At 46.5% G+C, this 24,353-nt stretch carries 24 protein-coding genes and 1 pseudogene; 7 read left to right on the top strand and 18 right to left on the bottom strand.

Annotated features, from left to right (window positions below):
- The 4 genes from LAY57_RS27050 to LAY57_RS27065 all read right to left on the bottom strand — a co-directional run.
- Nucleotides 1-254: hypothetical protein (locus LAY57_RS27050; protein ID WP_249070278.1), on the bottom strand; the 254-nt coding region annotated here is incomplete at its 3' end.
- 32 nt (nt 255-286) lie between these two features.
- Nucleotides 287-823 carry a GtrA family protein gene (locus tag LAY57_RS27055; protein ID WP_249070279.1) on the bottom strand — a complete coding sequence of 179 codons (537 nt, stop codon included), beginning with the start codon at nt 821-823 and terminating at the stop codon, nt 287-289.
- 577 nt (nt 824-1,400) lie between these two features.
- On the bottom strand, nt 1,401-1,889 hold the full coding sequence (locus tag LAY57_RS27060; protein ID WP_249070280.1) for a DUF1622 domain-containing protein: 489 nt from the start codon (nt 1,887-1,889) through the stop codon (nt 1,401-1,403).
- Between the two features lie 98 nt (nt 1,890-1,987).
- Entirely contained in the window at nt 1,988-3,421 is a 1,434-nt protein-coding gene (locus LAY57_RS27065; protein ID WP_338022504.1) for a type IV pilus twitching motility protein PilT, read from the bottom strand.
- A gap of 294 nt (nt 3,422-3,715) precedes the next feature.
- On the opposite strand from LAY57_RS27065, the gene LAY57_RS27070 reads away from it, so the two are divergent.
- The 6 genes and pseudogenes from LAY57_RS27070 to LAY57_RS36660 all read left to right on the top strand — a co-directional run.
- Nucleotides 3,716-4,876, top strand: a complete 1,161-nt coding sequence (locus LAY57_RS27070; protein WP_249070281.1) for a DUF58 domain-containing protein — start codon at nt 3,716-3,718, stop codon at nt 4,874-4,876.
- A 322-nt stretch (nt 4,877-5,198) separates the two neighbouring features.
- Nucleotides 5,199-5,564, top strand: coding sequence for a ferredoxin thioredoxin reductase catalytic beta subunit (locus LAY57_RS27075; protein ID WP_249070282.1), 366 nt, complete (start codon nt 5,199-5,201; stop codon nt 5,562-5,564).
- Between the two features lie 120 nt (nt 5,565-5,684).
- The gene (locus tag LAY57_RS27080) at nt 5,685-6,119 is read left to right on the top strand and encodes a DUF309 domain-containing protein (protein ID WP_249070283.1); all 435 of its coding nucleotides are present in this window, start codon (nt 5,685-5,687) and stop codon (nt 6,117-6,119) included.
- 46 nt (nt 6,120-6,165) lie between these two features.
- Complete coding sequence (locus LAY57_RS27085; RefSeq protein ID WP_249070284.1) at nt 6,166-7,899, top strand: CocE/NonD family hydrolase; 1,734 nt, start codon at nt 6,166-6,168, stop codon at nt 7,897-7,899.
- Between the two features lie 143 nt (nt 7,900-8,042).
- The gene (locus LAY57_RS27090; protein ID WP_249070285.1) at nt 8,043-8,273 is read left to right on the top strand and encodes a type II toxin-antitoxin system HicB family antitoxin; all 231 of its coding nucleotides are present in this window, start codon (nt 8,043-8,045) and stop codon (nt 8,271-8,273) included.
- A gap of 82 nt (nt 8,274-8,355) precedes the next feature.
- A pseudogene (locus LAY57_RS36660) lies at nt 8,356-8,502 on the top strand (type II toxin-antitoxin system HicA family toxin); the annotation flags it as partial.
- Nucleotides 8,503-8,798: 296 nt separating this feature from the next.
- Here the strand turns inward: LAY57_RS36660 and LAY57_RS27095 are convergent.
- The 5 genes from LAY57_RS27095 to LAY57_RS27115 all read right to left on the bottom strand — a co-directional run bounded on the left by LAY57_RS27095 (nt 8,799) and on the right by LAY57_RS27115 (nt 15,666).
- A complete protein-coding gene (locus LAY57_RS27095; RefSeq protein ID WP_249070286.1) occupies nt 8,799-10,982 on the bottom strand; it encodes a secretin GspD/PilQ domain-containing protein in 2,184 nt (727 codons plus the stop codon).
- Nucleotides 10,983-11,019: 37 nt separating this feature from the next.
- On the bottom strand, nt 11,020-11,355 hold the full coding sequence (locus LAY57_RS27100; protein ID WP_249070287.1) for a hypothetical protein: 336 nt from the start codon (nt 11,353-11,355) through the stop codon (nt 11,020-11,022).
- A 76-nt stretch (nt 11,356-11,431) separates the two neighbouring features.
- Complete coding sequence (locus tag LAY57_RS27105; RefSeq protein WP_249070288.1) at nt 11,432-12,919, bottom strand: nickel/cobalt transporter; 1,488 nt, start codon at nt 12,917-12,919, stop codon at nt 11,432-11,434.
- 33 nt (nt 12,920-12,952) lie between these two features.
- Nucleotides 12,953-14,311 carry a tetratricopeptide repeat protein gene (locus LAY57_RS27110; RefSeq protein ID WP_249070289.1) on the bottom strand — a complete coding sequence of 453 codons (1,359 nt, stop codon included), beginning with the start codon at nt 14,309-14,311 and terminating at the stop codon, nt 12,953-12,955.
- A 146-nt stretch (nt 14,312-14,457) separates the two neighbouring features.
- Nucleotides 14,458-15,666, bottom strand: a complete 1,209-nt coding sequence (locus tag LAY57_RS27115) for a DUF4331 domain-containing protein (RefSeq protein WP_249070290.1) — start codon at nt 15,664-15,666, stop codon at nt 14,458-14,460.
- 248 nt (nt 15,667-15,914) lie between these two features.
- Here LAY57_RS27115 and LAY57_RS27120 point away from each other — a divergent pair, with 248 nt between their 5' ends.
- Nucleotides 15,915-16,766 (top strand): hypothetical protein, encoded by an 852-nt coding sequence (locus LAY57_RS27120; protein ID WP_249070291.1) that lies wholly within the window; start codon nt 15,915-15,917, stop codon nt 16,764-16,766.
- A 355-nt stretch (nt 16,767-17,121) separates the two neighbouring features.
- Here the strand turns inward: LAY57_RS27120 and purF are convergent, their stop codons facing one another.
- The 9 genes from purF to LAY57_RS27165 form a co-directional block, all read right to left on the bottom strand.
- Complete coding sequence (gene purF, locus LAY57_RS27125) at nt 17,122-18,576, bottom strand: amidophosphoribosyltransferase (protein ID WP_338022505.1); 1,455 nt, start codon at nt 18,574-18,576, stop codon at nt 17,122-17,124.
- Between the two features lie 199 nt (nt 18,577-18,775).
- Nucleotides 18,776-21,172, bottom strand: a complete 2,397-nt coding sequence (purL, locus tag LAY57_RS27130) for a phosphoribosylformylglycinamidine synthase subunit PurL (RefSeq protein ID WP_249070293.1) — start codon at nt 21,170-21,172, stop codon at nt 18,776-18,778.
- Nucleotides 21,173-21,211: 39 nt separating this feature from the next.
- Entirely contained in the window at nt 21,212-21,862 is a 651-nt protein-coding gene (locus LAY57_RS27135) for a Uma2 family endonuclease (RefSeq protein WP_249070294.1), read from the bottom strand.
- Nucleotides 21,863-22,058: 196 nt separating this feature from the next.
- A complete protein-coding gene (locus LAY57_RS27140) occupies nt 22,059-22,319 on the bottom strand; it encodes a type II toxin-antitoxin system RelE family toxin (RefSeq protein ID WP_249070295.1) in 261 nt (86 codons plus the stop codon).
- The gene (locus tag LAY57_RS27145) at nt 22,312-22,554 is read right to left on the bottom strand and encodes a hypothetical protein (RefSeq protein ID WP_249070296.1); all 243 of its coding nucleotides are present in this window, start codon (nt 22,552-22,554) and stop codon (nt 22,312-22,314) included. Before LAY57_RS27145 ends, LAY57_RS27140 begins: the two co-directional genes overlap by 8 nt.
- 14 nt (nt 22,555-22,568) lie before the next feature.
- Nucleotides 22,569-22,871 carry a helix-turn-helix domain-containing protein gene (locus LAY57_RS27150; RefSeq protein ID WP_249070297.1) on the bottom strand — a complete coding sequence of 101 codons (303 nt, stop codon included), beginning with the start codon at nt 22,869-22,871 and terminating at the stop codon, nt 22,569-22,571.
- Between the two features lie 413 nt (nt 22,872-23,284).
- Nucleotides 23,285-23,605, bottom strand: a complete 321-nt coding sequence (locus tag LAY57_RS27155; protein ID WP_249070298.1) for a hypothetical protein — start codon at nt 23,603-23,605, stop codon at nt 23,285-23,287.
- Nucleotides 23,606-23,767: 162 nt separating this feature from the next.
- Entirely contained in the window at nt 23,768-24,118 is a 351-nt protein-coding gene (locus LAY57_RS27160; protein WP_249070299.1) for a type II toxin-antitoxin system VapC family toxin, read from the bottom strand.
- Between the two features lie 17 nt (nt 24,119-24,135).
- Nucleotides 24,136-24,348: a RelB antitoxin-like protein gene (locus LAY57_RS27165; protein WP_249070300.1), complete on the bottom strand. Its 213-nt coding sequence runs from the start codon at nt 24,346-24,348 to the stop codon at nt 24,136-24,138.
- Between the last annotated feature and the right edge of the window lie 5 nt (nt 24,349-24,353).

Raw genomic sequence — 24,353 nt, forward strand, 5'->3', positions numbered from 1 at the left:
TTTGGGCGAGTGTGGTAAGGCCAGGGAGTAAAAGTGAAGGATTGTGAGTAAATGTTAGTAAAGTGCCAACTGTTGATTAACCCTCGTTCTGACGCCGAACACCTTTGCGCTAGTGACGAAACTGTCTGGTTACCTTCGCTAATAGCAGTAAAAATATCCAATTCGATCGCCCCTTTGAGGGCCCCTGTACGCTGGTAGGCGGTGACCGTATGGAAAAAGAGTTCAGGCGTAACTTCTGGGGTCTGGTTGGACATATTAAACTCCGACACTTGGGAGGTATTGGCTCTTAAACACGCTTATTTTCTTCATACATTAAGCGGTTAGGGATTTTTTGGGTATACTCAATATATTCTATCATGGGTTGCTCTTTAATTCGCCAACTTACTCTTGAATTGAGCCAAAAATTTAACAGAAAAAGGCTGGCGATCGCAACTACCTTAGCCAGATATTCATTCACACTAAAGTAGTAAAATAATACATAAACGATCGCCGGATTAAAGGTCAAACTTAACAGAGAAACCAGATTAAATTTTGCCAAACGAGACAAGCGTTGCATCAAAGCATTTTGCTGTTGGGAGATATCACTGAAAGTCCAGATATCATTCCAGACAAAGTTGTTGATGATTGCCATTTCTGTAGAGAGAATAGCACTGAGGGTTAATTGCATCAAGAAATTAGCGTGGAACAGATAAAAGAATCCCATATCCACAACTACACCACTCAAACCTACAACACCAAATCGGACAAAACGCCCAAACTTTACTGAACTGAATTGTGGCTGTAGTCGAGCCAGGAAATTATCTAAGTAGAAAGTGAATTTCATCCAATTAATTCCTAATAAGTGGGAATTACCAGAGAAAGATAGATGGATTGACTGGTAGGGGTAACAGATACAGATAGGGTTCGATCAATTTTTAGCATTTATTTCCTAAAAGTATAATTCGTAGATCTCACAATATTCGTCGAAATAGCGCATTGACTCACACAATTTTTATTATAGTATAGATAATATAACCCGACTCGCGTCAACGCTGTCAAGTTCTTGACAGTTAATTTGGCTAGCTTTTCAAACATACGGTCTTGACGGGTTGAAACTTTGGCTATAAACTGCTTATCATCGGCTTTTGGGCTTTGTAACCACGCCGATAATAAAGACGTTTATGAGGGCTTAAGGTTATCAATTGCTCCGTTTATTGAATAAAAATATCAAGCGATTCCACCCAAGATAACCCATCTAAACCAATATAAAAACTATTATGTCGGCGGTGATTCCTATGAATTTCTCTTGGGCGAACTGCGTATTTACTTACTCCTTTTTGTTTGATTCTCTGACCAGACATAATTGAATTGATTTCGCAGGAGTTACCGAGTTTCTGAGTGTTAAGTTTATTGACGCCTACCTACTTAGGTTCGCGATCGCTATAGGGCCTTTCTTCTCCTTGTCTAATCTCACGCTCTAAGAAATAATTTAGTAGAGTCCTTAAAAGAACGATCGCGCCCAGATTTAAAATATCCTGGCGAGTCGGCGCAACAGCCGTGCGTAAGATATCGCTGGCAACAGTAAATTCCAATCCCAACGCCAGCACTCGTCCCAATTGCAGGCGGATTGACTCCGTAGAATCATAATGTTGTCGCGTCCGCGAAAAAAATTGGCGTAAATAAGCCGCAATGCCACGGATAACCGCAGTTCCAATAACGATCGCCGCCGCAATTTCTGCGCCTGCTGCTAAATAGCCAACAATGAACTTAATCCATGACTCCAGCGGAGTACTTGACACTTCTGTGTGACTATCTCTAACATCAAGACTCAACAGAAAAACCAAACCAAAAATTAATGTCAGTGGCAGCAGAATATTGATTAGAGAATCAGCTAAAGGCTCTCTTTTCATTTTTTCGACAGACTCTAGCTAAGAAGGGGCAGTTTTGTCACCGCCCCTAATGTTTTTTTGTTTGAAATATGAAGAAGCACCCTGTTTTTCCTTTGCAGCTATAACGCCCTATAACCAGTATCGTGACTGCTAAACTCACGGCTTGCACGAGCCGGATCGGCCCCTTCATTACGAACCCGACGACGGAGATCTCCAACATCAGGAGTAACTTTCACAGCTTCATCGCCGGTGATCTTGCCCATTAACACCAATTCGCAGAGTGCCTGATTTAGCACCTGCATACCATCATCAATGCCATTTTCAATTAAGTGATAGGCTTCGTCGTCATTACCCTTCATCAGGAAGTCCTGCATGGCGGGGGTATTGATTAAGATTTCGTGGGCTGCTGTACGACGCCCATCTGTTGTTTGCATGAGTATTTGGGCAACCACTGCGACCAAGCAATCGGCGATTTGGATACGCATGGATGGCTGTTCGTCTGGATTGTAAATGCCCAGCAATCTGTTAACGGCGTTGATAGCGTTGCGGGTGTGCAACGTTCCAAAGACTAGGTGACCCGTTTGGGCGGCTTTTAAAGCTATGTCAACGGTGATGCGATCGCGCATTTCCCCAATCAGAATCGCATCCGGGTCTTCCCGCAAAGCCGATCGCAGCGCATGGTGAAACTCGTGGGTGTGCAAACCAACTTCTCGCTGACTAACCAAGCACTTTTGGGAAGTGTGAACGAATTCAACCGGATCTTCGATCGTGATGATGTGCTTTGCCAACGATTCGTTCATGTGACGAATCATTGCTGCCAGAGTAGTTGATTTCCCAGAACCCGTTGGCCCTGTAACTAGAATAAGTCCTTGCTGGCGCTGCACAATCTCTTTCAGGACGGGCGGTAACCCTAACCCCTCAATAGAAGGAACGTCCAAAGGAATCAACCGCAGAACGATTGCCCCGCCCAGCAGCGTTTCAAAACAATTCACCCGACAGCGCAAAAAGCCTGGGTAATAAAGGGCGGTGTCCAGTTCTTTTGTTTCTGCAAACTTTTGTCGCTGAGCTGGCGTAAGGATCTCGGCTAGATAGTGTTCAAAAAGTTCGGGCGTCACCTTCTCGTGATTCCCCAGCGGTATCATCTGACTGCGAATTCGATATCTCGGAACTTCTCCAACTCGGATGTGAACGTCAGAAGCTTGCTGGGTATGGGCGTGCTTCACCATCCGTTCGATCGAGGGAGACATCCCAGCGGCGTTCCTAGCCTGTCCTGCCGGGACTTGACCTGCTGGTGGCGCGGGTGGCCGATCGGACCCTTGAATCGAAGTTTTCTGCCTTGTTGTATCCTGAACTTGACCTGCTGGTGCAGGTGTTTGGTTAGACCCTGGCAAAGGAGTTCTCAGCCTTGTTCCCTCGTGCATTTCACCCGCCGCTGTTGCCTCGTGGGGTTCTTGAAACCTAGTTCTAGATATTTTTACAGCCGACGCTTGACTTGGTGGTAGGGGTGATGGTTGATTTGTATTCGCAAGCAGATTTCCAGATGGTGTTGACATTTTACATTCTCTATATCAATGGAGGTAGACTGGGTACTGGGTAGTGGAAACTGGGTAGTAGATATTACAGCAATTACCAATTACCTTTTTCCCGATCGCCAATTCCGTAAATCTACTTAAATTCTATTTGAATCAAACACTCTTGTGGGAATTTATCTTGTCTTTCCAAAACTTTACTAAAACTTACGCATTTGACTTGGCATTTTTTGTAGTGGCAATTCATGAATCGCCACTACAAGGGGAAAAGCGTAAGTCCTGTTTACAAATCCTTTAAGTACAAAATACAGAACGGTTATGAATATGGTGCATCGATTTGCCAACTGGTTAGAAACCCATTGGGTTACCCCTGCTTACAGTGGTTGGGTTTTGGGAGCTTTTTCTATTTGCTTTTTCGGAGCCGCCATCAATACGATGGCTGGATGGCTTTATGTGATTAGCGGCGTCAGTTTTGCTTTGTTGGGAATAGCGGCTACTTTGCCAGTCCGATCGCTCCAGGGCATTCGACTACAGCGTCTTCCCATAGAACCTGTTAGTTCCGGCGACCAACTAACTGTTCAATTACAAATAGAAAATCAGAGTAAAGAGCCTAAGACTCTGCTCCAATTTCAAGACATGATTCCTTTTGTACTGGGTCAGCCAGTGCAAGGAACGATCGAAACTATTCCTCCCCAAGAAAGTTACCGCTGGATTTACTATCACCCCACTCAACGGCGGGGCGTTTATCGGTGGCATACCGTGCAGCTAAGAAGTGCAACCCCATTAGGATTGTTTTGGTGTCGCCGACACCGCCAAGTTCCAGCTACAGCAATAGTTTATCCCACCGTCCTACCGCTAACCACCTGCCCTTTGGTAGATGAACTGGGGCAAGAAGATACAGCACAGTTTTATAGTCGCGATCGCAGATCCAAATCCGCCAACGAAAATGTGACGCGATCGCTCAGACCTTACCGCTGGGGCGACCCTATTCGTCTCGTCCACTGGCGAACCAGCGCCCGTTACGGCGAATTGCGAGTCCGCGAGTTAGAAATCTTCACCGGCGGTCAGGAAATCGTTATTTGCCTCGACAGCGCTGGCATCTGGCGGCAGGAGGATTTTGAGCAAGCCGTCATTGCCGCCGCTTCTCTGTATTTCTACGCAACCCGGTGTCAATTGAAAGCAAAACTCTGGACTGCTGGGACTGGTTTATTACACGGTCACCGTGTAGTTCTAGAAGCTTTAGCATCCGTTAACCCAGGGGAAGAACCCAGTACGAGTGGCCCACCAAACCAGCCTTTAATCTGGCTCGCTCAAAACTCTGTGGGTTTTAACTCCCTTCCCCCAGGTAGCCGAACAGTCCTGTGGCCCGCAACATCATCAGCCCAGCAAAAAAACTTCATAAATAGCGATCGCCCCGGCCTTCTAATTGACCCCGAACAACCCCTGCAACCTCAGCTAGGGAAGGGAAGAAGGGGCTAGTGCGTCGGGGCAGAGTCGCAGAGTCGCAGAGTCGCAGAGGGGCAGAGTCGCAGAGTCGCAGAGTCGCAGAGTCGCAGAGTCGCAGAGGGGCAGAGTCGCAGAGTCGCAGAGTCGCAGAGGAGAAGAATCTTCCCCCTCTTCCCTAGCCCCTAGCCCCTAGCCCCTTCCCCCTCTTCCCTAGCCCCTAGCCCCTAGCCCCTAGCCCCTTCCCCCTCTTCCCTAGCCCCTAGCCCCTAGCCCCTAGCCCCTAGCCCCTTCCCCCTCTTCCCTTCCCACGGTACAATTCAAAATAACCAGCTGACCGAGAGAGATAGCGATCGCAATGAACACCACAGAGAAGAACACCCAAGCTAACGACCATAGCCTCGAAGCAATGCGGCATTTTTCCGAACAGTACGCCAAACGCACCGGCACATACTTCTGCGTTGACCCTTCAGTAACCGCTGTTGTCATCGAAGGACTGGCTAAACACAAGGAGGATCTCGGTGCCCCCCTTTGTCCATGTCGCCACTACGAAGACAAAGAAGCAGAAGTAAGTGCCACTTTCTGGAACTGTCCCTGCGTCCCCATGAGGGAGCGCAAAGAATGCCACTGTATGCTCTTCCTCACCTCAGACAACGACTTTGCCGGTGACAAGCAAGAAATTTCTCTAGAGGAAATCAAAGCTGTCAGAGAAAGTGTGGCATAACAGAACAATTTTAGATTTTAGATAGCCGATTTCAGCTCAAAAAGAAATCTGTAACAAGCAAGTTCCGTAGAAAGGCGACTAATAACGTCTTTACAACTATCGCACAAATCTAAAACTCTAATGACAGAAGCAGCGCCTCAAGAATTTTGGCAAAGTGTAGAAGAATTTAATAACAGAGAATACTACGCTTGCCACGATACTCTAGAGGCTCTGTGGATGGAGTCCGCAGAGCCTGAAAAAAAATTTTATCAAGGCGTTTTGCAAATCGCAGTCGCCCTTTATCACCTGGGAAATCGCAATTGGCGCGGTGCCGTAACTCTCCTGGGAGAAGGTATCAAAAAATTGCGGTATTACCAACCAACTTATGTTGATATTGATGTCGATCAATTAGTTGAGCAGAGTGACCAATTGTTGAGCGCTTTGCAACAAGCTGGGGCAGAAAAAATAGCTGAATTCGTCCAACATTTTGAGACAACAGACACCTACCCAGGTGGCGACACAACTTTGCAAGTGCCAAAAATAGTTAAAAAATATTTCCCAGTCATAGGTAAGTAAAGTTATTGACTCAATATTATGACTAATGATTAAAGAAACAGCTTCAATGTTCACCCGCGACGGGGTACGCCTGGATGCTGACATTTACCGTCCCGACGCTGAGGGTACTTTCCCCGTGTTGCTGATGCGCCAACCTTATGGAAAAGCGATCGCATCCACCGTCGTCTACGCCCACCCCTCCTGGTACGCCTCCCACGGCTACATTACAGTCATTCAAGATGTCCGAGGACGCGGCACATCAGCAGGCGAATTTAAACTATTTAACCACGAAATTGCAGATGGTTTTGACGCCGTTAACTGGGCCGCGCAACTACCCGGTAGCAGTGGCGAAGTCGGGATGTATGGCTTTTCCTACCAAGGAATGACCCAACTCTACGCCGCCAGCGCCCATCCACCCGCATTAAAAACAATCTGCCCCGCAATGATTGGCTACGATTTATATACAGATTGGGCTTATCAAGGCGGAGCATTTTGTTGGCAAGACAATCTCAGTTGGGCAATTCAACTAGCAGCAGAAACTGCCCGTTTGCGAAACGATGAAAAAGCCTATCAAGCGCTTTATGCTGCTTATCGCAACTTACCTTTATCCGACACAATTCCCGCCTGTCCAGAAATCCTCAAAAACTTAGCACCAGACTCTTTTTATCACGAATGGCTAAATCATCCCAAACCGGATGAATATTGGGAAAAACTTTCCCCAAAACAGTATTTTCAAGAAGTAGATCTGCCCATACTGCATATTGGGGGATGGTTCGATACTTACCTGCGCGGTACGCTGCATTTGTACAAAGAAATGGCATACCGCAGCGACTTTCTTCAATATTTGCTCATCGGCCCTTGGGCGCATCTACCTTGGGGCAGAAAAGTTGGTGCAGTAGACTACGGTTCGGCAGCTGCAAGTCCGATCGACAAGTTGCAAATTCGCTGGTTCGATCAATTTCTCAAAGGCAAAGATACAGGATTATTGAAAGAGTTACCAGTGTGCTTATTTGAAATGGGCAGTAATTTGTGGCGATCGTTTGAAAGTTGGCCTAATAATCAGATATCTTATTTTTTGTCAAGTTCTGGTTTAGCTAGTTCGCAAGATGATGCAGGCAAATTAGTACCTCACCCCCCAACCCCCTCTCCTTTGGAAGGAGAGGGGGAGGAAGAGGGAGAAAATCTCAAATCCCAAATCCTCTCTTGCGAAGGTGGGCATCGTGACGGGAACCGCCAAGACGCCCACTTCGCGCAAAATCCCACATCGGAAGATATATTTGTACACGATCCTTGGCGACCTGTTCCCGCTTTGGGAGGTCATGCTAGCTTTCCGCCGGGGTCTTTTGAGCGTGGTGCGATCGATTCTCGGACAGATGTTTTAACTTACACATCTGCACCGTTGACAGAAGATTTGCATATAGCTGGTGATGTATCGGTAGAAATTTATTGTACAGGAGATCGGCTGAGTTTTGATTTATGCGCGGTGCTTTCGGAAGTGCAAAATAATGATAAAGTCTACAATTTTACTCAAGGATACGTGCGAGTTGAACCGAATCAAGAAACAACGCCGTTGAAAATTTTGCTTCAGTCAACTTGCGTGCGAATTGCTAAAGGTAATCAGTTACGCCTCAGTTTAAGTGCTGCTTGTTTTCCCGCTTATCCAGTCAATCCCGGAACAGGTTCGCTTCCAGGAGAAACTCGTTTAATTGAGTCTCAAATTATTACTTTAACGGTGCGAAGTGGAGGTAATTTTCCTTCTCAAATTTTGTTGCCTTTTTGTATGAAAGAGAAGATATGCTGAGAAGCGATCGCACTTTTTAATTTAAAAGACCCGCTCCGCCGTTCTAAGCTCGCGCGATCGCATTCTCATCTCCTTCGATCGGGACTTGGAATCGGTTTAATAGCGTGCTATCATAAAAAAAACAAAACAACTCGTGAGTGCAAATGAGCGGGGAAAAATTTTTATTACCAGTAGTGATTGAAAAGGACAGTGATGGCTATTTTGCCTACTGTCCCCCTTTGCAAGGCTGTTATACCCAGGGGGATTCTTACGAAGAAGTTATCAACAATATCCAGGATGGAATTCGCTTGCATATTGAAGATCGTTTGGCCAATAACGAACCGATTCCAACTAGCGAAATGGTGAGTCTGACAACTTTGGAGGTGCAGGTTTGACTCTACCACTTCCGCGTGTTACCGCAACTGAAGTTATTCGGGTATTAAATAAAATTGACTTTAACTTAAGTCGTCAAAGCGTAGTCACAGAATTTATAAAAATGCCGAGGGAAGGCGAGTTACGGTTCCTTTTCATTCGGGCAAAATTCTGCATCCCAAAATACTAAAGAGTATACTTAATGATGCTGGACTGACGGTAGAGGAATTTGTGCAACTACTGGCAGAATAGCTATGCTGAAGTTACTAATTCTCCTGTTATAGCAACCGCCAGGGCGATTAAGCCAACTCCAACTCTTACTTCTTATCCAAATCCCTTACGCAGTAACCTTTTCCCTCTTCCCTCTTCCCTAGCCCCTAGCCCCTAGCCCCTAGCCCCTAGCTATAATTGGTTAATTGGCGGATATCTCCTGTTTTAGGGTTCAAGGCTCTGACGGTAAATCCTGCTCCTTGAATCACTTCATCCATTGTAAAAAAGGTTTGTCAACTCTCAAAAATGTGTTATTTATAATAATCTCACATCACTAACTAATTAGAGCCGGAACTAGAAATATTTGAATCATCCATGATGTTAGGTGTAACTAACACAACGATTTCATTACGAGTGCGATCGCTTGTTCTACTTCTGAACAAAGCACCAATAATCGGGATATCTCCTAAGATAGGCGTTTTCGTGGTAATAGTTCTGTCCTGCTCCTGAATAATTCCAGTCAGGATCAGGGTCTGACCATCTCGGAGGCGGATACTTCCTGTTTCCAAACGGCGGCGATTGACGAGCTGCTGAATCAACAAATCGTTCCTAGAAGGGTCTGTAATCCTCTCCCCAGGCGAACTGACTTCCGGCGATACAAAAAGCGTAATAAAGCCATTGTCATCAATCTGATCGACAGCAATATTCAGGATCACACCTACATCAATTGGGTCTTTTGTTTCAGACACCGTTCTTGTTTGGTTACCTGGAGCGGCTTCTGTAATCTGCCTAAAACCTGCAAATACTTGAGTCGTCAAGTTCACCTGAGAATGGCTACCCTCTTGTACAATTAATGTTGGATCGGTTAATATCTTGGCATTATTTGAGGTAATTTGAGACTGAAGATTCAACAAAAACTGGCGAGGAAACTGAAAAGCTCTTGCTAAATTCGGGCCTTCTATCACATTAGGACTGAACAAGCTACCAGGATTTTGTGATGGATTGGGATTAATGAATCTAGGATTAAACCGCCCAAAATTAATATTGGCGCTGCCTTGATTGACATTAAAAAAACTTCCCCCGACACCAAAAGAAAAACTGGCTCCAATAGTGTCCTGATTGGTGAGATTCACTTCAATAATTTTGACATTCACAGCTACTTGTCTCCGGCGCACATCGAGTTGAGCTAGGTAATTAGTGGCTATTTCAACAAGCTTAAGAGGGCCGATTAAAGTGACAGAGTTTGTGCGACTATCGGCGGTAACCTGCAATCCATCTAGCAGTTGCTCGGTCGGATCTGGAGAACGCTGAAAGGGATTTGGGGCTGGGGCATTTTGTTGAGGAGTAACAGAACCACCTCCATTGGCTCCCAGTGCTTCCAGAGCTTGAATAGCACCCCTAAACGGAATATTTCGGGTAGTAGTACTGTTTCTACTCACCTGACTGCTGGTATTGGTGCTAGTGTTAGCTTGGCTACCACCACTCGTGAGGCTCGATCCGCTAGTAAGTACGGTGGTGAGCGGACTTTCGGGCATTGTTGCTTTCAATTGGTTGAGTCGGATGGTACGCATCACCAAACCACGGGTAGCAGCAGGGAGGTTTCGACCTACTAAGATGGTGTTTCCGACGCGATTACTCTGCAATCTGGTTAGTTGCAAAACATAGTTGAAAACGTTTTGAATAGATTCATTTTGTACTTCCATCGAAATGTTTGGTTCTGTCAATGTTTCTGCACCCGTTTGCAGTCTTCCTCTGGTAATGGGAGGAGTATTGGGACTGGGGGTAGGCGCAGCATCTTCAGCAAAGACGATACTAAGACCAGCAGTTTGAGCTAGAAGGGTTAAAACTTCCCGCGCAGATGCGTTTCGCAATACTAAGCGGGTGATTCGCTGTGATGTTCCTAAGTCAATAGATGTTGCAGCGATATCAAGATTGGAGACGGCAATATCTCCTAGTGGAGGTGCTACTGCTTGCGGCAAAAAAGGTAGATTAGAATTTGCTGCTGGGGAAACTGGGGATTGGGGATTGGGGATTGGGGATTGTTCTGGCGCTGCTGCTCTCCCGCTGTTTGCTTCTACTACTATGGTAGGGGCGGGTGAGGCGACTGGATTATTGCCAGCTAAGCTGAGGCTAAGAACTAAAGTGCTGGGATCTCGTCGCGTTACTTCTCCCGTTAGCGAACCAGCTTGTCTCGTCAAGATTACCTGAACGCTATTTTCACTTAGGGGAATAATCGTCATCGACGCGATTCCAGGAGCAGGATTATCTTGATTAAAACTGTTAGCTTGAGGTAATTTTAGTTTGGTGTTGGTAATTTCAGCTATCCAAGTATTGCCTCGATTAATGGTAAAGACTTGTGGCATATCGCCACTTTGTGTTTCTAGAACAATATCAAGTCCGTTGCTGGTCGGAGCAAGCCGCACATTTGTAATTAAAGTCAGATCGGCATGAGCAGGAGCGGCAGTCAGTACAATAACTGCCCCGGCGATCGATGTTTGGCATATTCCCCAGAATAAACGCATTAAAATAAAATCTGAAATGTAAATTTGTTAGACAAAATCAAGGCACAGAAGTTGGATTTGTTAGTAATGGTTGTGTTCTATTTTCTTGGTTTTCATTGGTTGTTGCTGCACAGGGACGCCCATTTGCGTCAAACACATAACACTGACTGGGACTTAAATTACTACCAGAACTACGACCTGCTGAAGTACGCTCTGTCGATCGACTACTATTATTTTCATCTGTTTTGTTACATAAACGATCTAAATCTAGAGTTGTACCATCATCTGTTTGTAAGTAGCAGATCAAGGTATTCACATTAGAGTTTGGCACTTCTGGGTATCGGGAATTGATAATTAGCGGTCGCGCCAAAACAACAGACGGCCATAAGGTCATAAGGATAGTGGATAAGGCAGCAGTTAAAGGAAAGAATCTCGCTATTGCACTACACCGCATTTTTACCGTTCACCTTTTATCTAAAACCTAAAATTGCTTCAAAGAATCCGATTTTCATTAGTGCCCGTGTTGTGATTACCAAACCGATCGCTGTGATGAAAATAGCACTAATGGCAGGCAATACTTTCAGCAGTCTAAGGTGTGTTGGTAGCACAACGAAAAATCGCTTAGCGAAAACGAGCAGCAATCCAAGCCCGGTCAGCACTCCTGCAAGTCCCAAACTGAATGCTAACACTAAGACGAGTCCAAAACTGACTTGACCGATCGCGATCGCACTTAGCAGCAAAACTAAGGCGGAGGGACATGGTACAAGACCGCCAGAAATACCTAGAACAAGCAAGTTCCGCCAGGTGACTGGAGAACCGTCTGTACCAGGAGGTAAGTGGGAGTGTCCGACGGGATTTTGGGTTTGAGTTGCGCGATCGTGGTGATGATGGTGATGACCGTGGTCATGGTCATGATGATGATGGCTATGGTCATGATCGTGGTGATGGTGATGGTGATGGTCATCATGACTGTGTTCATCATCTGATTTCCCTAATAGCCGGACACTCGCCATCCGACTAAGGAACAAGTTCAGACCGATGACGACCACCATTAGACCTGATAGAAAACTCAGCCAGGGATAAATCTGCTCTGGTAAGATGTACTGGGACGCGAAGAGAGTCACGAGTCCCAAAGCAAACACGCCAGTAGTGTGTGCGATCGTCGTTGTCAGCCCCAAAAACAAGGCGTGTTGGGCGGTAGCACGCGACCCTGCTAGGTAAGCACCGACGATCGTTTTTCCGTGTCCGGGTGACATGGCGTGCATTGCGCCCCACACAAAAGCACCGCCGATCGCGATCGCAACACCCACTGCTGACTGCCATATCGAACCCTGTATTAACGAAAATTCACGGTTTTCTGGAGAGAATATGACGTTTTGCGCCTTTCCGGGTTGCAGAACAGTCGCCAAACAGCGAGCTGTTGGCACTCCCGGCAAAAACAAATTGTAGTTAATCTTCAGACCTCGAACAAGCTTAGGCCAGGTGTAAAGCAACACTAAAGTACTGTGAGTTCCGGCAGTGACGTTCAAGTTCGACGGTGGAGTCAGAGACTCTTTCACAGTTAGGATACCGTTGCGATCTTCACCATCGATAAGACGGATGCGATCGCTAAAAAAGCTCCTCAGATCTTCTTGATGTCTGCGGACTTCATCCGGCGATAGCTGGTTATCTCGATTATCATCAGCCGAACTCACCAAACCCGTGGGAAAAGTGAGCGTGATTTGAGTTTCTGTCTTACCTACCAAAATTTCAGCAACTGCCAAATCTGCCCAATGCGCTGAGGTGGGACTTGCAAAAGCAATGAGTGCGATCGGCAACAGAAACGACAAAATGATAACGAATAGTTTTGGCTTTTTAATTTTAAATTTTGATTTAAAGAAGTTAACCAGTAGCTTTGAGCGTTCAATTTTGAGTTTTAAGTTAAACAGAAATCTGAGAACTGAATCATCGACATTCATAATCATCTCCAAAACTCAAAACTATTCTTCAGTTCAACCTAAAAGCCCTACTCCGAGTCCCAAAGCCCGTTGAGCGTTTTCGTCGAAAGTGGGGTCAGTTTCTTGGGCAAGCCGAAAGAAAGCATTTGCCCCAGATTGGTTCCCTAGCGCCTGTTCGATCGCACCAGCCCGATGAAAGAGTCCAGCATCGCGTAGGCCCGATCGCAGCGCTGACTGCAAGATCTGCCGAGCTTTTTGCCAATCACCCTGCCGAGAAAAAGCCCAAGCCAAGGTGTCGAGCGTTTCAGCATCACGGCGCGATCGTACCTCCATCTGCATCAGGGACAAAGCCTCTTTCACATCAGCAGAACTACCCCTCTCCAGCAGCAGACGCGCCAACTCGCGCCTATGTCCGAACCCAGTCAAATCTTCGCGCAATCGCATTTCCGCTTGATCTCGCCATTCTTTCGCCCCATCAGGGTCGCCTGACAAATCTTTCACGCGAGCCATACCCCTCATCACAACGTGATCGTACACACTCGGAGAGCGTTGCGAAGTAAGAAAGAACTGCGAATAATGACCCTCAGCCGCCCGATAATCTCCCTGCCTAACCTCCAACTCTGCCATATTTAAAAGTGCTGCGGGATACTGCGGCAGAACGCGCAAAGCTTCTTGGTAAAGTTGGCGTGCTTGTTTGAGTTGTCCCCGCTTATAGTAATATCGACCCAGCAGCGTCCGCGTCCAGACCGAACTGCCCGTTTCTTCTGGTTCTTCCACAGCCAAAGCTTGTTGGAAATCGCGAATTGCTTCTCGATCTTTCCCAGCAGCTACCTGCACCAATGCTCGTAATGTTAAAGAGTTTAAATTTGGAGTTTTATCTACCAAAGCATTCGCTGCGGACAACGCCTCAGATATTTTGCCAGTTGCCAGATTTGCGGTTACCAAAACCGAGAGAGTTTCTTCATTCTTCTGCACCTGTTTAACCAAGCGAAGGGCAGAGGCAAAATCATGTCTGGCAACTGCAACTCGCGCCAGTACCATAATCGCACCATCGTTGTGAAAGGGCAAATTAGCTAACGATTGTTGGGCTGTTTGTTCTGCGAGTAAATACCAACTGGCTTCTCCAGTAGCGCGAGCCATTTTTAAGTATACTGTGGCTAAAAAAGCGCGATTCAGACCATCATTAGGAGCGTATCCAATACGCTCTTGATAGAAAGCGATTTCCCTCTGGAGGTCGGTGGTAATACTCCCTCGCGATGGTCGTTGAAAGCGATAGCGGTAGTTAGCATCGATTTTCTGTTCTTCAAAACTTCCCGAAAAGAAATACAGGCTGACTGGAATAGCTGTCAATAGAATAAGCGCAATGCCGATTTTGGATTTTAGATTTTGGATTTTCGATTGAATAACAACCACCAATATCTTCTCCTTTCGCCTATCTTAATTAGGTACGTTGTTGCGCTTCAGCGCTAAAGCGCAACAACGTACCTTTGAGTTAACTAATTGATATTGCAGATTCCCAATTGAATTTTCAATCTGCAATCTGACATTTGAAATTTTGTTTAATTCGGTTCGGGCACGTAGGGGAACGCACCCAGCACTGGCTTGTGACCTCTACCGCCTAGATTTGGCCCGTCGTAGGACACATTATCGGTGGTAACCGCTCCGTTACTGAGAACGCTTAAGGTGATATCTATGACATCATCTCGGATCAGGCGACCGCGAATCGGGCTACCCCTGCCGTTAAGGGCGTTGCCATAGCCGCTGGGTTGGGTTGTGTCGATCCGCATTACATCGGGTAGGAAGGCCCCCAGCAAGGAGGTGGCGCGAGCATCGCTATTTCCAAGAGCCAGCAGTGTCCGTTTGGCTTCGCCGACAATAGGGCCAGCAATGCGAGCGGCTGGTTGCTGTCCGGCTAGGGCAGCGGCCTCGAAATCGGGGCCAACACCGTTGAGCGCGTTCAGGAAGTCGTTAGTAAGGACTAAGCCTTCGTTGACCGCAGGCCGAGCTAACCGTTCCACCTGGGCGTATGTGCCGTCCGGTCGGCGTGCCGAGATTGTTTGCCAAACATCGAAAGTTGTGACGGGAGTTCCTGCTTGCAAGAACTGACGCGGCACCCGCACAACAATGGAATTGACGTTGTAACCGCTAGTAAAATCGAGACCGGGGCTGCGGAAGCCTACGCTGGGGCCAAGGCCAGCCAGTCCGGCGCGAACGCGGAAGAATTGTTCCACATCGAAGAAAAACGGGTCTTCCCGCAGGCCAGCAAAGACGCTCACCGCAGTGCCGCCCAAGGATACTTGGTTAACTATGGGGGCAGTACCGATCGCAGTAGTACGGAGATTCTGTGCAGTTGCGGTAGCACCGTCCCGGATGGCAGTCACGGTGATGTTCTGCTGGCCTCTGGGATTCGGCGGGCTAAACTCGAATCGCAGAACTACGTTGCTTTGGCCTGTCGCCGGGGCATCGTTGTTGCCAATGCGCGTGACTTTGAATTCATATCGAGCCGTAGTGCTGAAATAATATTGCTGACGAGCGACCGATCGCGGATTCGTGTTCATGATGAAAACCAGGTCACCCTCGGCAGCATTAGGGTTCTGGTCTCTTTCTCGAAATACGTACAAATCAGTTAAGTTTAAATTGCGACCTTTGGTATCCACTTCGCCGTCGTCATGGTCGGAAGCCCTTAAGAACAGTGAGCCGCCGAAGCCACCGATCGCAGATAATACCAAGGCAATTAATCCTACTCGGATTGTGTTTTTTATTTTCATGCTTGTTATTTTTGCTCCAATTCCTAAATTAATTATCACACTATCACTTTCGATGGTATCATAGCAGCTAGCGGCTGAAAATTTTTTCCTTATCTAGCCAAAAATTTAATTTCTTCTGTCGGCAGCGAGTAGGCCGGAGGGCTTACAGCCCCTAAGTCTCCTTAAAAGATCCACCGATCGAGAGATTGTAATCGTCGCGATTATCATTCACTATTTCTACTTTATCAGTGTCAATTTTGGAGTAAAGCATGACTTCAGTAGTTCCTTTTGATTTATTTAACGAGCAGTTTTATCTGGCGACAAACCCTGATGTAGCTGCTGCTGTTGCTGCTGGAGTTTTTAGCTCTGGCTTTCAGCACTTTAGCGTGTCTGGGTTGCAAGAAGGTCGAACTCGAGTATCACCATTTTATAACGAACAAAATTATCTACTTGGCAACCCCGATGTGAGTGCAGCCGTTAATGCTGGGGTTTTTAGATCTGGGTTGCAACACTACTTCCTCGCGGGATTCGATGAGGGTCGTTCTGGTATTTTTGGCAGTTTTTTCAACGAGAGTGCTTATTTAGGTGCAAATCCAGATATAGCGGCTGCTGTGGCTGCTGGTTCTTTAACCTCTGGGTTCCAACACTATATAACGAATGGACAGGCCGAGAACCGCCAGGGAACTTTTGCTGGCACCAGCGTGAATGATGTTATTAATGGCACAGGAAATGTCACGCAAATTCTCGGAGTTGACATCAACGTTGATTCTACTGGCTTTACAAGATACGGTAGTTTTGGAGCAGGAGAAGTTGATGTTCTGATTGGGGGAGCCGGAAGAGATACATTCATTCTGGGTGCAGGTAGTGAATTACCAGGTGTTGACCCTCAACCGTTCTATGTGGATGGCGGTAATAATGACTACGCGCTAATTCAGAATTTTACCCCTGGCTCTGATTCTATCCAGTTAGCAGGAAACCCAGAAGACTACATTCCTCAGGTTGTTAATGGAAGTATCAATATTCTTACATCCTTGGGAGACCTAGTTGGTATTGTTCAAGGAGTAACATCTCTGAATATCATCAGTCAATCTACCGGCAATGCGACTTTCCTTGTCGGCTAGTAATGTCATGTCGGGTCGATTGCCATAATGAAATATTTGGTATGTTGTTGCGCTTCAGCGCTTTCAGGACTGTTTCGTAAATCCTAGCTTTTTATAGCAACCGACGAAAGTCGGTTAGGGCAACTCCAACTCTTACTTCTTTTCCAAATCCCTTACGGAGTAACCTTTTCCCTCTCCCCTCAACGCTAGCCCCTAGCCCCTAGCTATAAGATAGCGCTGAAGCGCAACAACATACCTAAGTGCTGAGTACAAACACAGCACTCAGCACTTTGCTATATACAAATTCCCCGATAAAATTATCGTTCCCAGGTTCAACCCAAGAACGATAATTTCAAAGCTAACTAATAGTTAATAGCTAACAGCTACCCACTTTTTCTAACATCAGTTTGGAGCGTTTTACCATCTCTGGAACTGGTATGGGATAATCGCCTGTGAAGCAGGCAGAACAGAAACTGCTGGGGTCTTCTCCGGTGGCTTTGAGCATACCTTCCCAACTCAGATAAGCCAGGGAGTCAACTTCGATTTGTTTGCCAATCTCTGCCACAGACTTGGTGGCGGCAATCAGCTGATCTTGACTATCGGTGTCAATACCGTAGAAGCAGGGGTGAGTCACTGGCGGCGATGAAATCCTCATGTGAACTTCGGTAGCACCGGCATCCCGCAATGTTTTGACAAGTTTGCGACTGGTGGTTCCTCGGACAATGGAGTCATCGACAATGACGATGCGTTTGCCAGCCAAAACATCTTTGAGGGGATTTAGCTTCATGCGGAGACCAGTCTCGCGCATTTTTTGAGTTGGCTGGATGAAGGTGCGACCGACGTAGCGATTTTTAATCAAACCTTCGGCGTAGGGAATGCCAGAGGTTTGGGAAAAGCCTATGGCAGCAGGAATACCTGAATCTGGTACGCCGATAACGATGTCGGCATCAACTGGTGATTCCCCTGCCAGCTGACGCCCCAGTCGCAGCCGGTAGCTGTATAGACTCTCGCCCTCCATGATGCTATCTGGACGGGCAAAGTAGATCATTTCAAAGATGCAGAGTTTGCGTTTTGGCTGCTGAGTCCAGTGGAAGGAAGCCAAACCCGCGTCAGTAATCCAAACTAATTCTCCTGGTTCGACATCTCGCAGGTATTCGGCACCGATGATGTCTAAACCGCAAGTTTCGGAGGCGAGGACGTAGCGGGTGGTACGGGTTTCTTCTCCTGTCTCGATCGTGCCAATGACCAGGGGACGAATGCCGTTGGGGTCGCGGACGCCCATCAGGCCAGCCGGGGTGCCGATCGCTAAACTAAAGGCTCCCTGACACTTGTGAAATGCTCGGATCGCGCCTTCTAACCAATCTTTGCCTTCGTTGATTTCTTCGGCAATAGCATGAGCGATCATCTCTGAATCGGTTGTGCTGACTAAAATACAGTCACGCCGCAGCAATTCCTCCCGTAATTCTGGTGTATTGACAAGATTCCCGTTATGTGCTAAAGCAATTGAACCCAAGCGAGTTTCTACCACTGCTGGCTGGGCGTTGACAACGCGACTGGAACCAGTAGTAGAGTAACGGGTATGACCAACTGCTAAATGGCCTGTGAGGCTATTCAAGATGGTTTCGTTAAAGACTTGCGACACCAATCCCATCTCTTTGTGCAAATGCACTCGATCGCCGTCAAAGGTGGCGATACCAGCCGATTCTTGACCTCGGTGCTGTAAGGCGTACAGCCCAAAGTAAGTTAACTTGGCGACATCTTCTCCGGGTGCATAGATGCCAAAAACACCACAGGCTTCCTCTGGTTTATCGTTTTGCGCCTCGTTGCTCATGCCGGGATACTCGTCACAAGAGAGGGGATCGTTGGGGGTCATGCTACGGCTTCGCTCCTAATAAGGATATTGAGTCAGAGGGAGTCGCTCTAAAAGCGAGACCTTAAGAAAAGTTTACCTACCTTAATCAGCTCTTAACAATACCGCTATTTAAGGTAATTGCACTCATCTTTTTATATAGAGGCACTGAGCTGGTTGGCTAAATTGTTAAACGCCGTTCGATCGCATTAAGCGATCGATCGCACACATCTGCAATGCTAACGCCGATTACAAGGTGATTGTCAGCCGTAATTACCCGTAAATCTGTATCGGCATTACCGACTTGACCGATTTTTTGCCAATATTCGCCCAGTTGCTCCTTTAAATAGGATTCCCAAATTTCCGATCGATCTGGCTCTATCGAAACAATAATTCTTGCGCCGCCTTCCCCAAAAAGCAGACAATCCCAACGCATAACTTCTGTTGAGGTCACGCCTAAATCGATTTGGGCACCCAAGCGACTGCTAATACAAGATTCCGAGAGTGCAACTGCGAATCCTCCCTCTGCACAGTCATGGGCCGATCGCACCCAACCTTGCCGAATTCCCTCCCGACAGGCAGCTTGCACCAGGCGTTCCAAATCAAAATCTACCACTGGCGGAGTTCCGGCGACAATACCATGAATTGCCGCTAAATACTCAGACGCACCCAAATCGATTTGGGATTTGGGATTTAAGATTTGGGATTGCAAAGGCAATCCCAGAAGATAAATTAAATCTCCTTCTGCTTGCCAACCTTGACCGCAAACCTTAGTAAGATCGGAAATTAACCCCACCATGCCGATCACTGGAGTCGGGTAGATAGGTTGAGGATTTCCCTCACTATCCAAAGTTTCGTTGTACAGAGAGACATTGCCACCAGTCACAGGTGTACTAAATTCTCGACAAGCTTCTGCTATTCCCCGACAAGCTTCTGCCAGTTGCCAATAGCCGACAGGCTTTTCTGGACTGCCGAAATTGAGGTTATCTGTAACTGCCAAAGGTTCTGCGCCTACACAGCTGAGGTTGCGTGCAGCTTCTGCTACTACTGCTTTGGCACCTTCGTAGGGATTGAGATAGACATAACGGGAATTGCAATCAACAGTTGCAGCGACTCCTTTATTGTGTCTTGTGGGATGGGCATCTTGCCCGTCCTCTTGGATTGATAACAGGCGAGACGCCTGTTCCACAAGGGGGCGAATCCGCACAACCGCAGCATCTGCACCGCCGGGTAAAATTACGGTATTGTTCTGCACTTGATGGTCATACTGGCGATAAACCCATCGTTTAGATGCGATCGTTGGATTATCCAACAAAGTCAGTAAAATATCATTCCAAGTTTGCATATTTCCTTGGATTTCGATCGCAGATGCGGTACAGGGAGGGAGGGTTTCAGATTTCCATTCCCAAGCTTTCCGGGCATATTCTGGAGGTTCGGCTAGTAGTTCTCGGTGATAAATTGGTGTGTTATCGGCTAAAGCAGTAGCTGGAACTTCCGCCGCGACTTTACCCTGAAATAAGATTCGCACGATCGGCTCTGAAATTACTGTTCCCGCAACTACCGCTTGCAGTCCCCATCTATGGAAAATATCAATTAATTCCTGTTCGCGTCCAATATGTGCAACAAACAACATCCGTTCTTGGGATTCTGAGAGTAAATATTCGTAGGGAACCATCCCACTTTCTCTAACTGGGATTTTATCTAAATCCAGTTCAATTCCCACACCGCCTTTAGCTGCCATTTCCGAAGTCGAACAGGTAATACCAGCTGCACCCATATCTTGTGCAGCGACAACAGCGCCTGTTTTGAAGGCTTCCAGACAAGCTTCGATCAGGGATTTTTCTAGGAAAGGATCGCCTACTTGGACTGCGGGCCGATCGTCCATTGAAGCGTCGCTAAGTTCCGCACTGGCAAAACTTGCGCCTCCCATACCATCTCGTCCCGTGGTAGAACCGACATAAAGCACGGGATTGCCAATTCCTACTGCACCAGATTTGACGATATCCTGGGTTTCCATCAACCCCAGCGCCATCACATTGACTAAAGGATTTTCCGAGTAGGCCCGATCGAAGTAAACCTCACCGCCGACTGTGGGTACTCCAACCGCATTGCCATAATGTGAAATTCCCGATACTACGCCGCTGAACAACCGCCTGGTACGCGCATCTTCCAAAGAACCAAAGCGGAGGGAGTTTAATAGGGCAATAGGTCTAGCCCCCATTGTAAAGATATCGCGGAGGATGCCTCCCACGCCTGTCGCTGCACCTTGAAACGGTTCGACTGCTGAGGGGTGGTTGTGGGATTCGATCTTAAAGGCGAGTCGGAGTCCGTCGCCTAAGTCTACTACTCCGGCGTTTTCTCCGGGGCCAACTAAAATTCTTTCTCCCTCGGTGGGAAACTGTTTGAGTAAGGGTCGGGAGTTCTTGTAGCAGCAGTGTTCTGACCACATGACGCCAAACATCCCCAGTTCGGCTTTGTTGGGATGGCGATCGAGGCGTTTGACGATTTCTTGGTATTCTTCAGGCTTAAGACCTTCAGCAGCAATTTCTTCGGGAGAGAAAGGAGAGGTGGTAGACATGGAACCTTTGCACAGATGGCACAGGCTTAATTTTATCGATTATTGTCCTGTTTGGCGTTGCTGTAACTGACCTCTCACCCATTCCCGTAATTGACGGAGGGAAGTTAGTACTCCCAAAGTCTGACATTGTTCAAGGAATTCAATTACTTTACTGGCGGGAAGGATGGGGAATGTGGGGCTGTTGCTGCATTCTACATATTCTCGATCTTGCAGTTGATAAAAACGCAATGTCCGACCGTCATATCTCCAAACTTCGGGTACGCCTAAATCTGCATAAAGGGCGAGTTGATTTAGGGAACTGCTGGTAATATCAATTTCCAATGCTAAATCTGGAGGGGGATCTTCAGTAAAGTCTAGTTTAGTTTTACCTCTTACTCGCGCTTCGTTTTGGATGTAGTAGCATGAGTCTGGTTCTTTCCCCGCCGACTTGTCTGAGCGTTTTATTGTCATAGAACCAAACAGATTGTACTCAAGGTTGAGTTCTTCTAGCAGATTGACGATTAAACGTTCTATCAACCTGTTGCGGTTCTCATGTTCGGGTAGTGGCGTCATAATTTCTAGTTGTCCTTTGTGGTAAGAGAGTCTATTGGAACGGCTTTCGCCAAGTTCTGATAGCAGCATTTCAAATAACTGCCAACTAACGTTTGGCAATAAAACTCTCTGTTCGGCTGGGGTTGATGTTAGTAACATAGGATTATGTTTCTGAGGGGATAATTTTTCTACTCGTTTGCGATCGATAGAGCTTCTTAGTATGGCCTTTGACTGATGCGTTAGGTTTGTTGCAAAACCTTGTGAATCAGTTCTACTGCTAGCTCTAGCTTATCGCGGTAGGTCAAGGCTTTTAGATTAACTTTGAAAATAAGCCTAGCTTTGTTCCTCTTTGGCACTACCGATATACGCTGCCGCGTGGTGCTATCAGCAAAATGGTAATGAGCTGTTGTGCTTCATCTACTTGATAGACAACCCGCCAGTCACCCACGCTGTAGCGAAAACATCCGGCGAAGGAACCTTTGAGCCGCTTAATGTTCGGATGCTGATAGGGATTCTGGCGTAGTCCATCGAAACAGCGGTTCAATCGCTCAACTAAAGATAAATCGGCCTGTTCGTAAAAGGTTTGCGCTTTGCGAGTGGGTACCAATTCATACATGGCGGCGGATGCTCTCGAAAGGCACAACTTCTCCCGCTTCAGCCTGCTGTTGGGCTTCACGAAGTTCATCCTCAAAACCGGGGATGCTCAACAGTTCCTCAGTTGCCTCGTTTTCTTCTCTTTCTTGCAGATAAGCGAGGAAGTCAACGGCTACTCGCAACCGTTCTGGGGAAAGCTGATGTAAACGACGCTCTGCTTCCTCAAGTAAGGTGATGTCTTTCTGCTCTGTTTCCATGTGACCCCCACTAGCTAGGTTTCTTGCAAAACCTTGTGAATCAGTTCTGCTGCTAGTTCTAGTTTATCGCGGTGGGTGAGGGCGTCTAGGTCAACTGTGATGGCTGACTTGCGTTTGGGGATAGGTGGGGGTATCGTGGGTAGTTCTAAAGTTTCGTAGAAATAGTCGATGGTTTTGCCGTATACGCCTGCGAAGGCGGGTAACTCCTTCTCGGCGTCTACCTTGCGCTTCCCGTTCTCGATCGTCGATAGCGTTTGCTGGCTGATGGTGATGTCGTAGCGGATCTCCAGCTGCTCAATGACCTGCTCTTGAGTCATACCAAGCAATTCGCGAGTAGCACGAAGACGCTGACCAAGGTAAAACGCCATGTTGGAATATCACAAAATCTTGTATTTACATGAAAATCCTATAATTTTCCTTAAGAAGGCTCCACTAGATAACCTTGTTAAGGTTAAGATAATCTTGTTAAAGTTAAGATAATCGTGTAAGCCGTCAGGTCAGCAGGGAAAAGTCAACAGCTATTCCACGTTTATATAAAAAAGGGAGGTCGAGCTAGAAGATTAAGCAGAAATCTTGAGAATGTGTTTCATGTCGCTATCTTGATTATTAATGGCCAACCAGTCTGTAAATCCTGTATCTAGCATTGAGTTGACTTCGATCAATTCACCGTCAGCATCAATCAAATCCATTATAAAAAATAGTTTACCCTCGTCATCAAATTAACCTTGAATCATAATATTGTGCCGCAGATTCCTGTCTCATTCAATCGGAATATAAAAGACTTTTTCTGCGGATGTTTTTGGCGACCCTTTAGTAAAACAGCGTCTCTATTAGGGTCAATGATATAATCACCACTGTCTAGCTCAATAAAGATAAACCAGTTGTAGTGTTCCCCAATTAAGTTGGGACGAACTTGTTCAAAAATAACCCTACAACGCTGAAAAAATACTTCCTGTTCAGCCTCGCGTCTGGCTTTTTCTTCTGGAGTTAGCTGGCTTTCTGGAAATATCCTTCCCCGACGCACAAGGCGATGAGATGATAACTGAGTCATATTGTGTTTATCCTGCTAATATTCTGTCACTACCATTCAAAGGTAACATAACTGAAAGTTAAAGGTTGAAAATTATCCTATTATATCATAATCTTAAAAGTAAGAATAGGTGGAAAGCGATCGCACTCCCATTTTGCAAAATGGGAGTGCGATCGCTCTATTTCACAATATCTGCACTGACTGTGTAGTAATCTCTGTCAACTTAGCTAATGTTACATCATTCGTTAATAAGGTTGCATTTAAAGATTGTGCTGTTGCTGCAATTATTGCATCTGGCAATCTCAGCCTATACTTTTTACGTAAGCCAATAGTTAATTCTTTGATATTAGCTTCTATTGCCACTACTGTAATTTTAGTCAAAAAATTACGAATTTGTGTCTCTTCATCTGCACTGATACTTGGATAAGATAGCAATTCAATTTCCGTAATCACCGATACAAAATATTGTCCCGCTGGCAACGGGTCGGCAAGACGACCGCCCAAAAAGTATAAAACTATATTAGTGTCTAACAAAATTAAAAGTTCTGTCACTACCACTCATCCCTAATTCGCTGCTGATACTTCAAAGGGTCTTCAGTTAATTTTATAACGCCTGCATACTTGGCAATATTAAACTCTTCTTTCTGTACCACTTTACAAGCCTCTAATAGTTGTTCAATTTTCTGCCAGTCTTCATAATCAATCAATACGGCAACTGGTCGCATTGATTCATCAGTAACAATTTTTTTGCGAAAAGGTAGCATAACTT

Origin of the sequence: Argonema antarcticum A004/B2 (assembly GCF_023333585.1) — a bacterium.
GTDB lineage: Bacteria > Cyanobacteriota > Cyanobacteriia > Cyanobacteriales > Aerosakkonemataceae > Argonema > Argonema antarcticum.

What these genes read in the sequence shown, in the direction of transcription:
- LAY57_RS27105 (WP_249070288.1), bottom strand. Translation starts at nt 12,919, where the DNA reads ATGAATGTCGATGATTCAGTTCTCAGATTTCTGTTTAACTTAAAACTC.
- LAY57_RS27145 (WP_249070296.1), bottom strand. Translation starts at nt 22,554, where the DNA reads ATGGAAACAGAGCAGAAAGACATCACCTTACTTGAGGAAGCAGAGCGT.
- LAY57_RS27085 (WP_249070284.1), top strand. Translation starts at nt 6,166, where the DNA reads ATGTTCACCCGCGACGGGGTACGCCTGGATGCTGACATTTACCGTCCC.
- LAY57_RS27150 (WP_249070297.1), bottom strand. Translation starts at nt 22,871, where the DNA reads ATGACTCAAGAGCAGGTCATTGAGCAGCTGGAGATCCGCTACGACATC.
- LAY57_RS27065 (WP_338022504.1), bottom strand. Translation starts at nt 3,421, where the DNA reads ATGTCAACACCATCTGGAAATCTGCTTGCGAATACAAATCAACCATCA.
- purL (WP_249070293.1), bottom strand. Translation starts at nt 21,172, where the DNA reads ATGTCTACCACCTCTCCTTTCTCTCCCGAAGAAATTGCTGCTGAAGGT.
- LAY57_RS27055 (WP_249070279.1), bottom strand. Translation starts at nt 823, where the DNA reads ATGAAATTCACTTTCTACTTAGATAATTTCCTGGCTCGACTACAGCCA.
- LAY57_RS27095 (WP_249070286.1), bottom strand. Translation starts at nt 10,982, where the DNA reads ATGCGTTTATTCTGGGGAATATGCCAAACATCGATCGCCGGGGCAGTT.
- LAY57_RS27155 (WP_249070298.1), bottom strand. Translation starts at nt 23,605, where the DNA reads ATGACTCAGTTATCATCTCATCGCCTTGTGCGTCGGGGAAGGATATTT.
- LAY57_RS27115 (WP_249070290.1), bottom strand. Translation starts at nt 15,666, where the DNA reads ATGAAAATAAAAAACACAATCCGAGTAGGATTAATTGCCTTGGTATTA.
- LAY57_RS27165 (WP_249070300.1), bottom strand. Translation starts at nt 24,348, where the DNA reads ATGCTACCTTTTCGCAAAAAAATTGTTACTGATGAATCAATGCGACCA.
- LAY57_RS27100 (WP_249070287.1), bottom strand. Translation starts at nt 11,355, where the DNA reads ATGACCTTATGGCCGTCTGTTGTTTTGGCGCGACCGCTAATTATCAAT.
- LAY57_RS27140 (WP_249070295.1), bottom strand. Translation starts at nt 22,319, where the DNA reads ATGTATGAATTGGTACCCACTCGCAAAGCGCAAACCTTTTACGAACAG.
- LAY57_RS27075 (WP_249070282.1), top strand. Translation starts at nt 5,199, where the DNA reads ATGAACACCACAGAGAAGAACACCCAAGCTAACGACCATAGCCTCGAA.
- LAY57_RS27060 (WP_249070280.1), bottom strand. Translation starts at nt 1,889, where the DNA reads ATGAAAAGAGAGCCTTTAGCTGATTCTCTAATCAATATTCTGCTGCCA.
- LAY57_RS27070 (WP_249070281.1), top strand. Translation starts at nt 3,716, where the DNA reads ATGAATATGGTGCATCGATTTGCCAACTGGTTAGAAACCCATTGGGTT.
- purF (WP_338022505.1), bottom strand. Translation starts at nt 18,576, where the DNA reads ATGAGCAACGAGGCGCAAAACGATAAACCAGAGGAAGCCTGTGGTGTT.
- LAY57_RS27135 (WP_249070294.1), bottom strand. Translation starts at nt 21,862, where the DNA reads ATGTTACTAACATCAACCCCAGCCGAACAGAGAGTTTTATTGCCAAAC.
- LAY57_RS27090 (WP_249070285.1), top strand. Translation starts at nt 8,043, where the DNA reads ATGAGCGGGGAAAAATTTTTATTACCAGTAGTGATTGAAAAGGACAGT.
- LAY57_RS27120 (WP_249070291.1), top strand. Translation starts at nt 15,915, where the DNA reads ATGACTTCAGTAGTTCCTTTTGATTTATTTAACGAGCAGTTTTATCTG.
- LAY57_RS27080 (WP_249070283.1), top strand. Translation starts at nt 5,685, where the DNA reads ATGACAGAAGCAGCGCCTCAAGAATTTTGGCAAAGTGTAGAAGAATTT.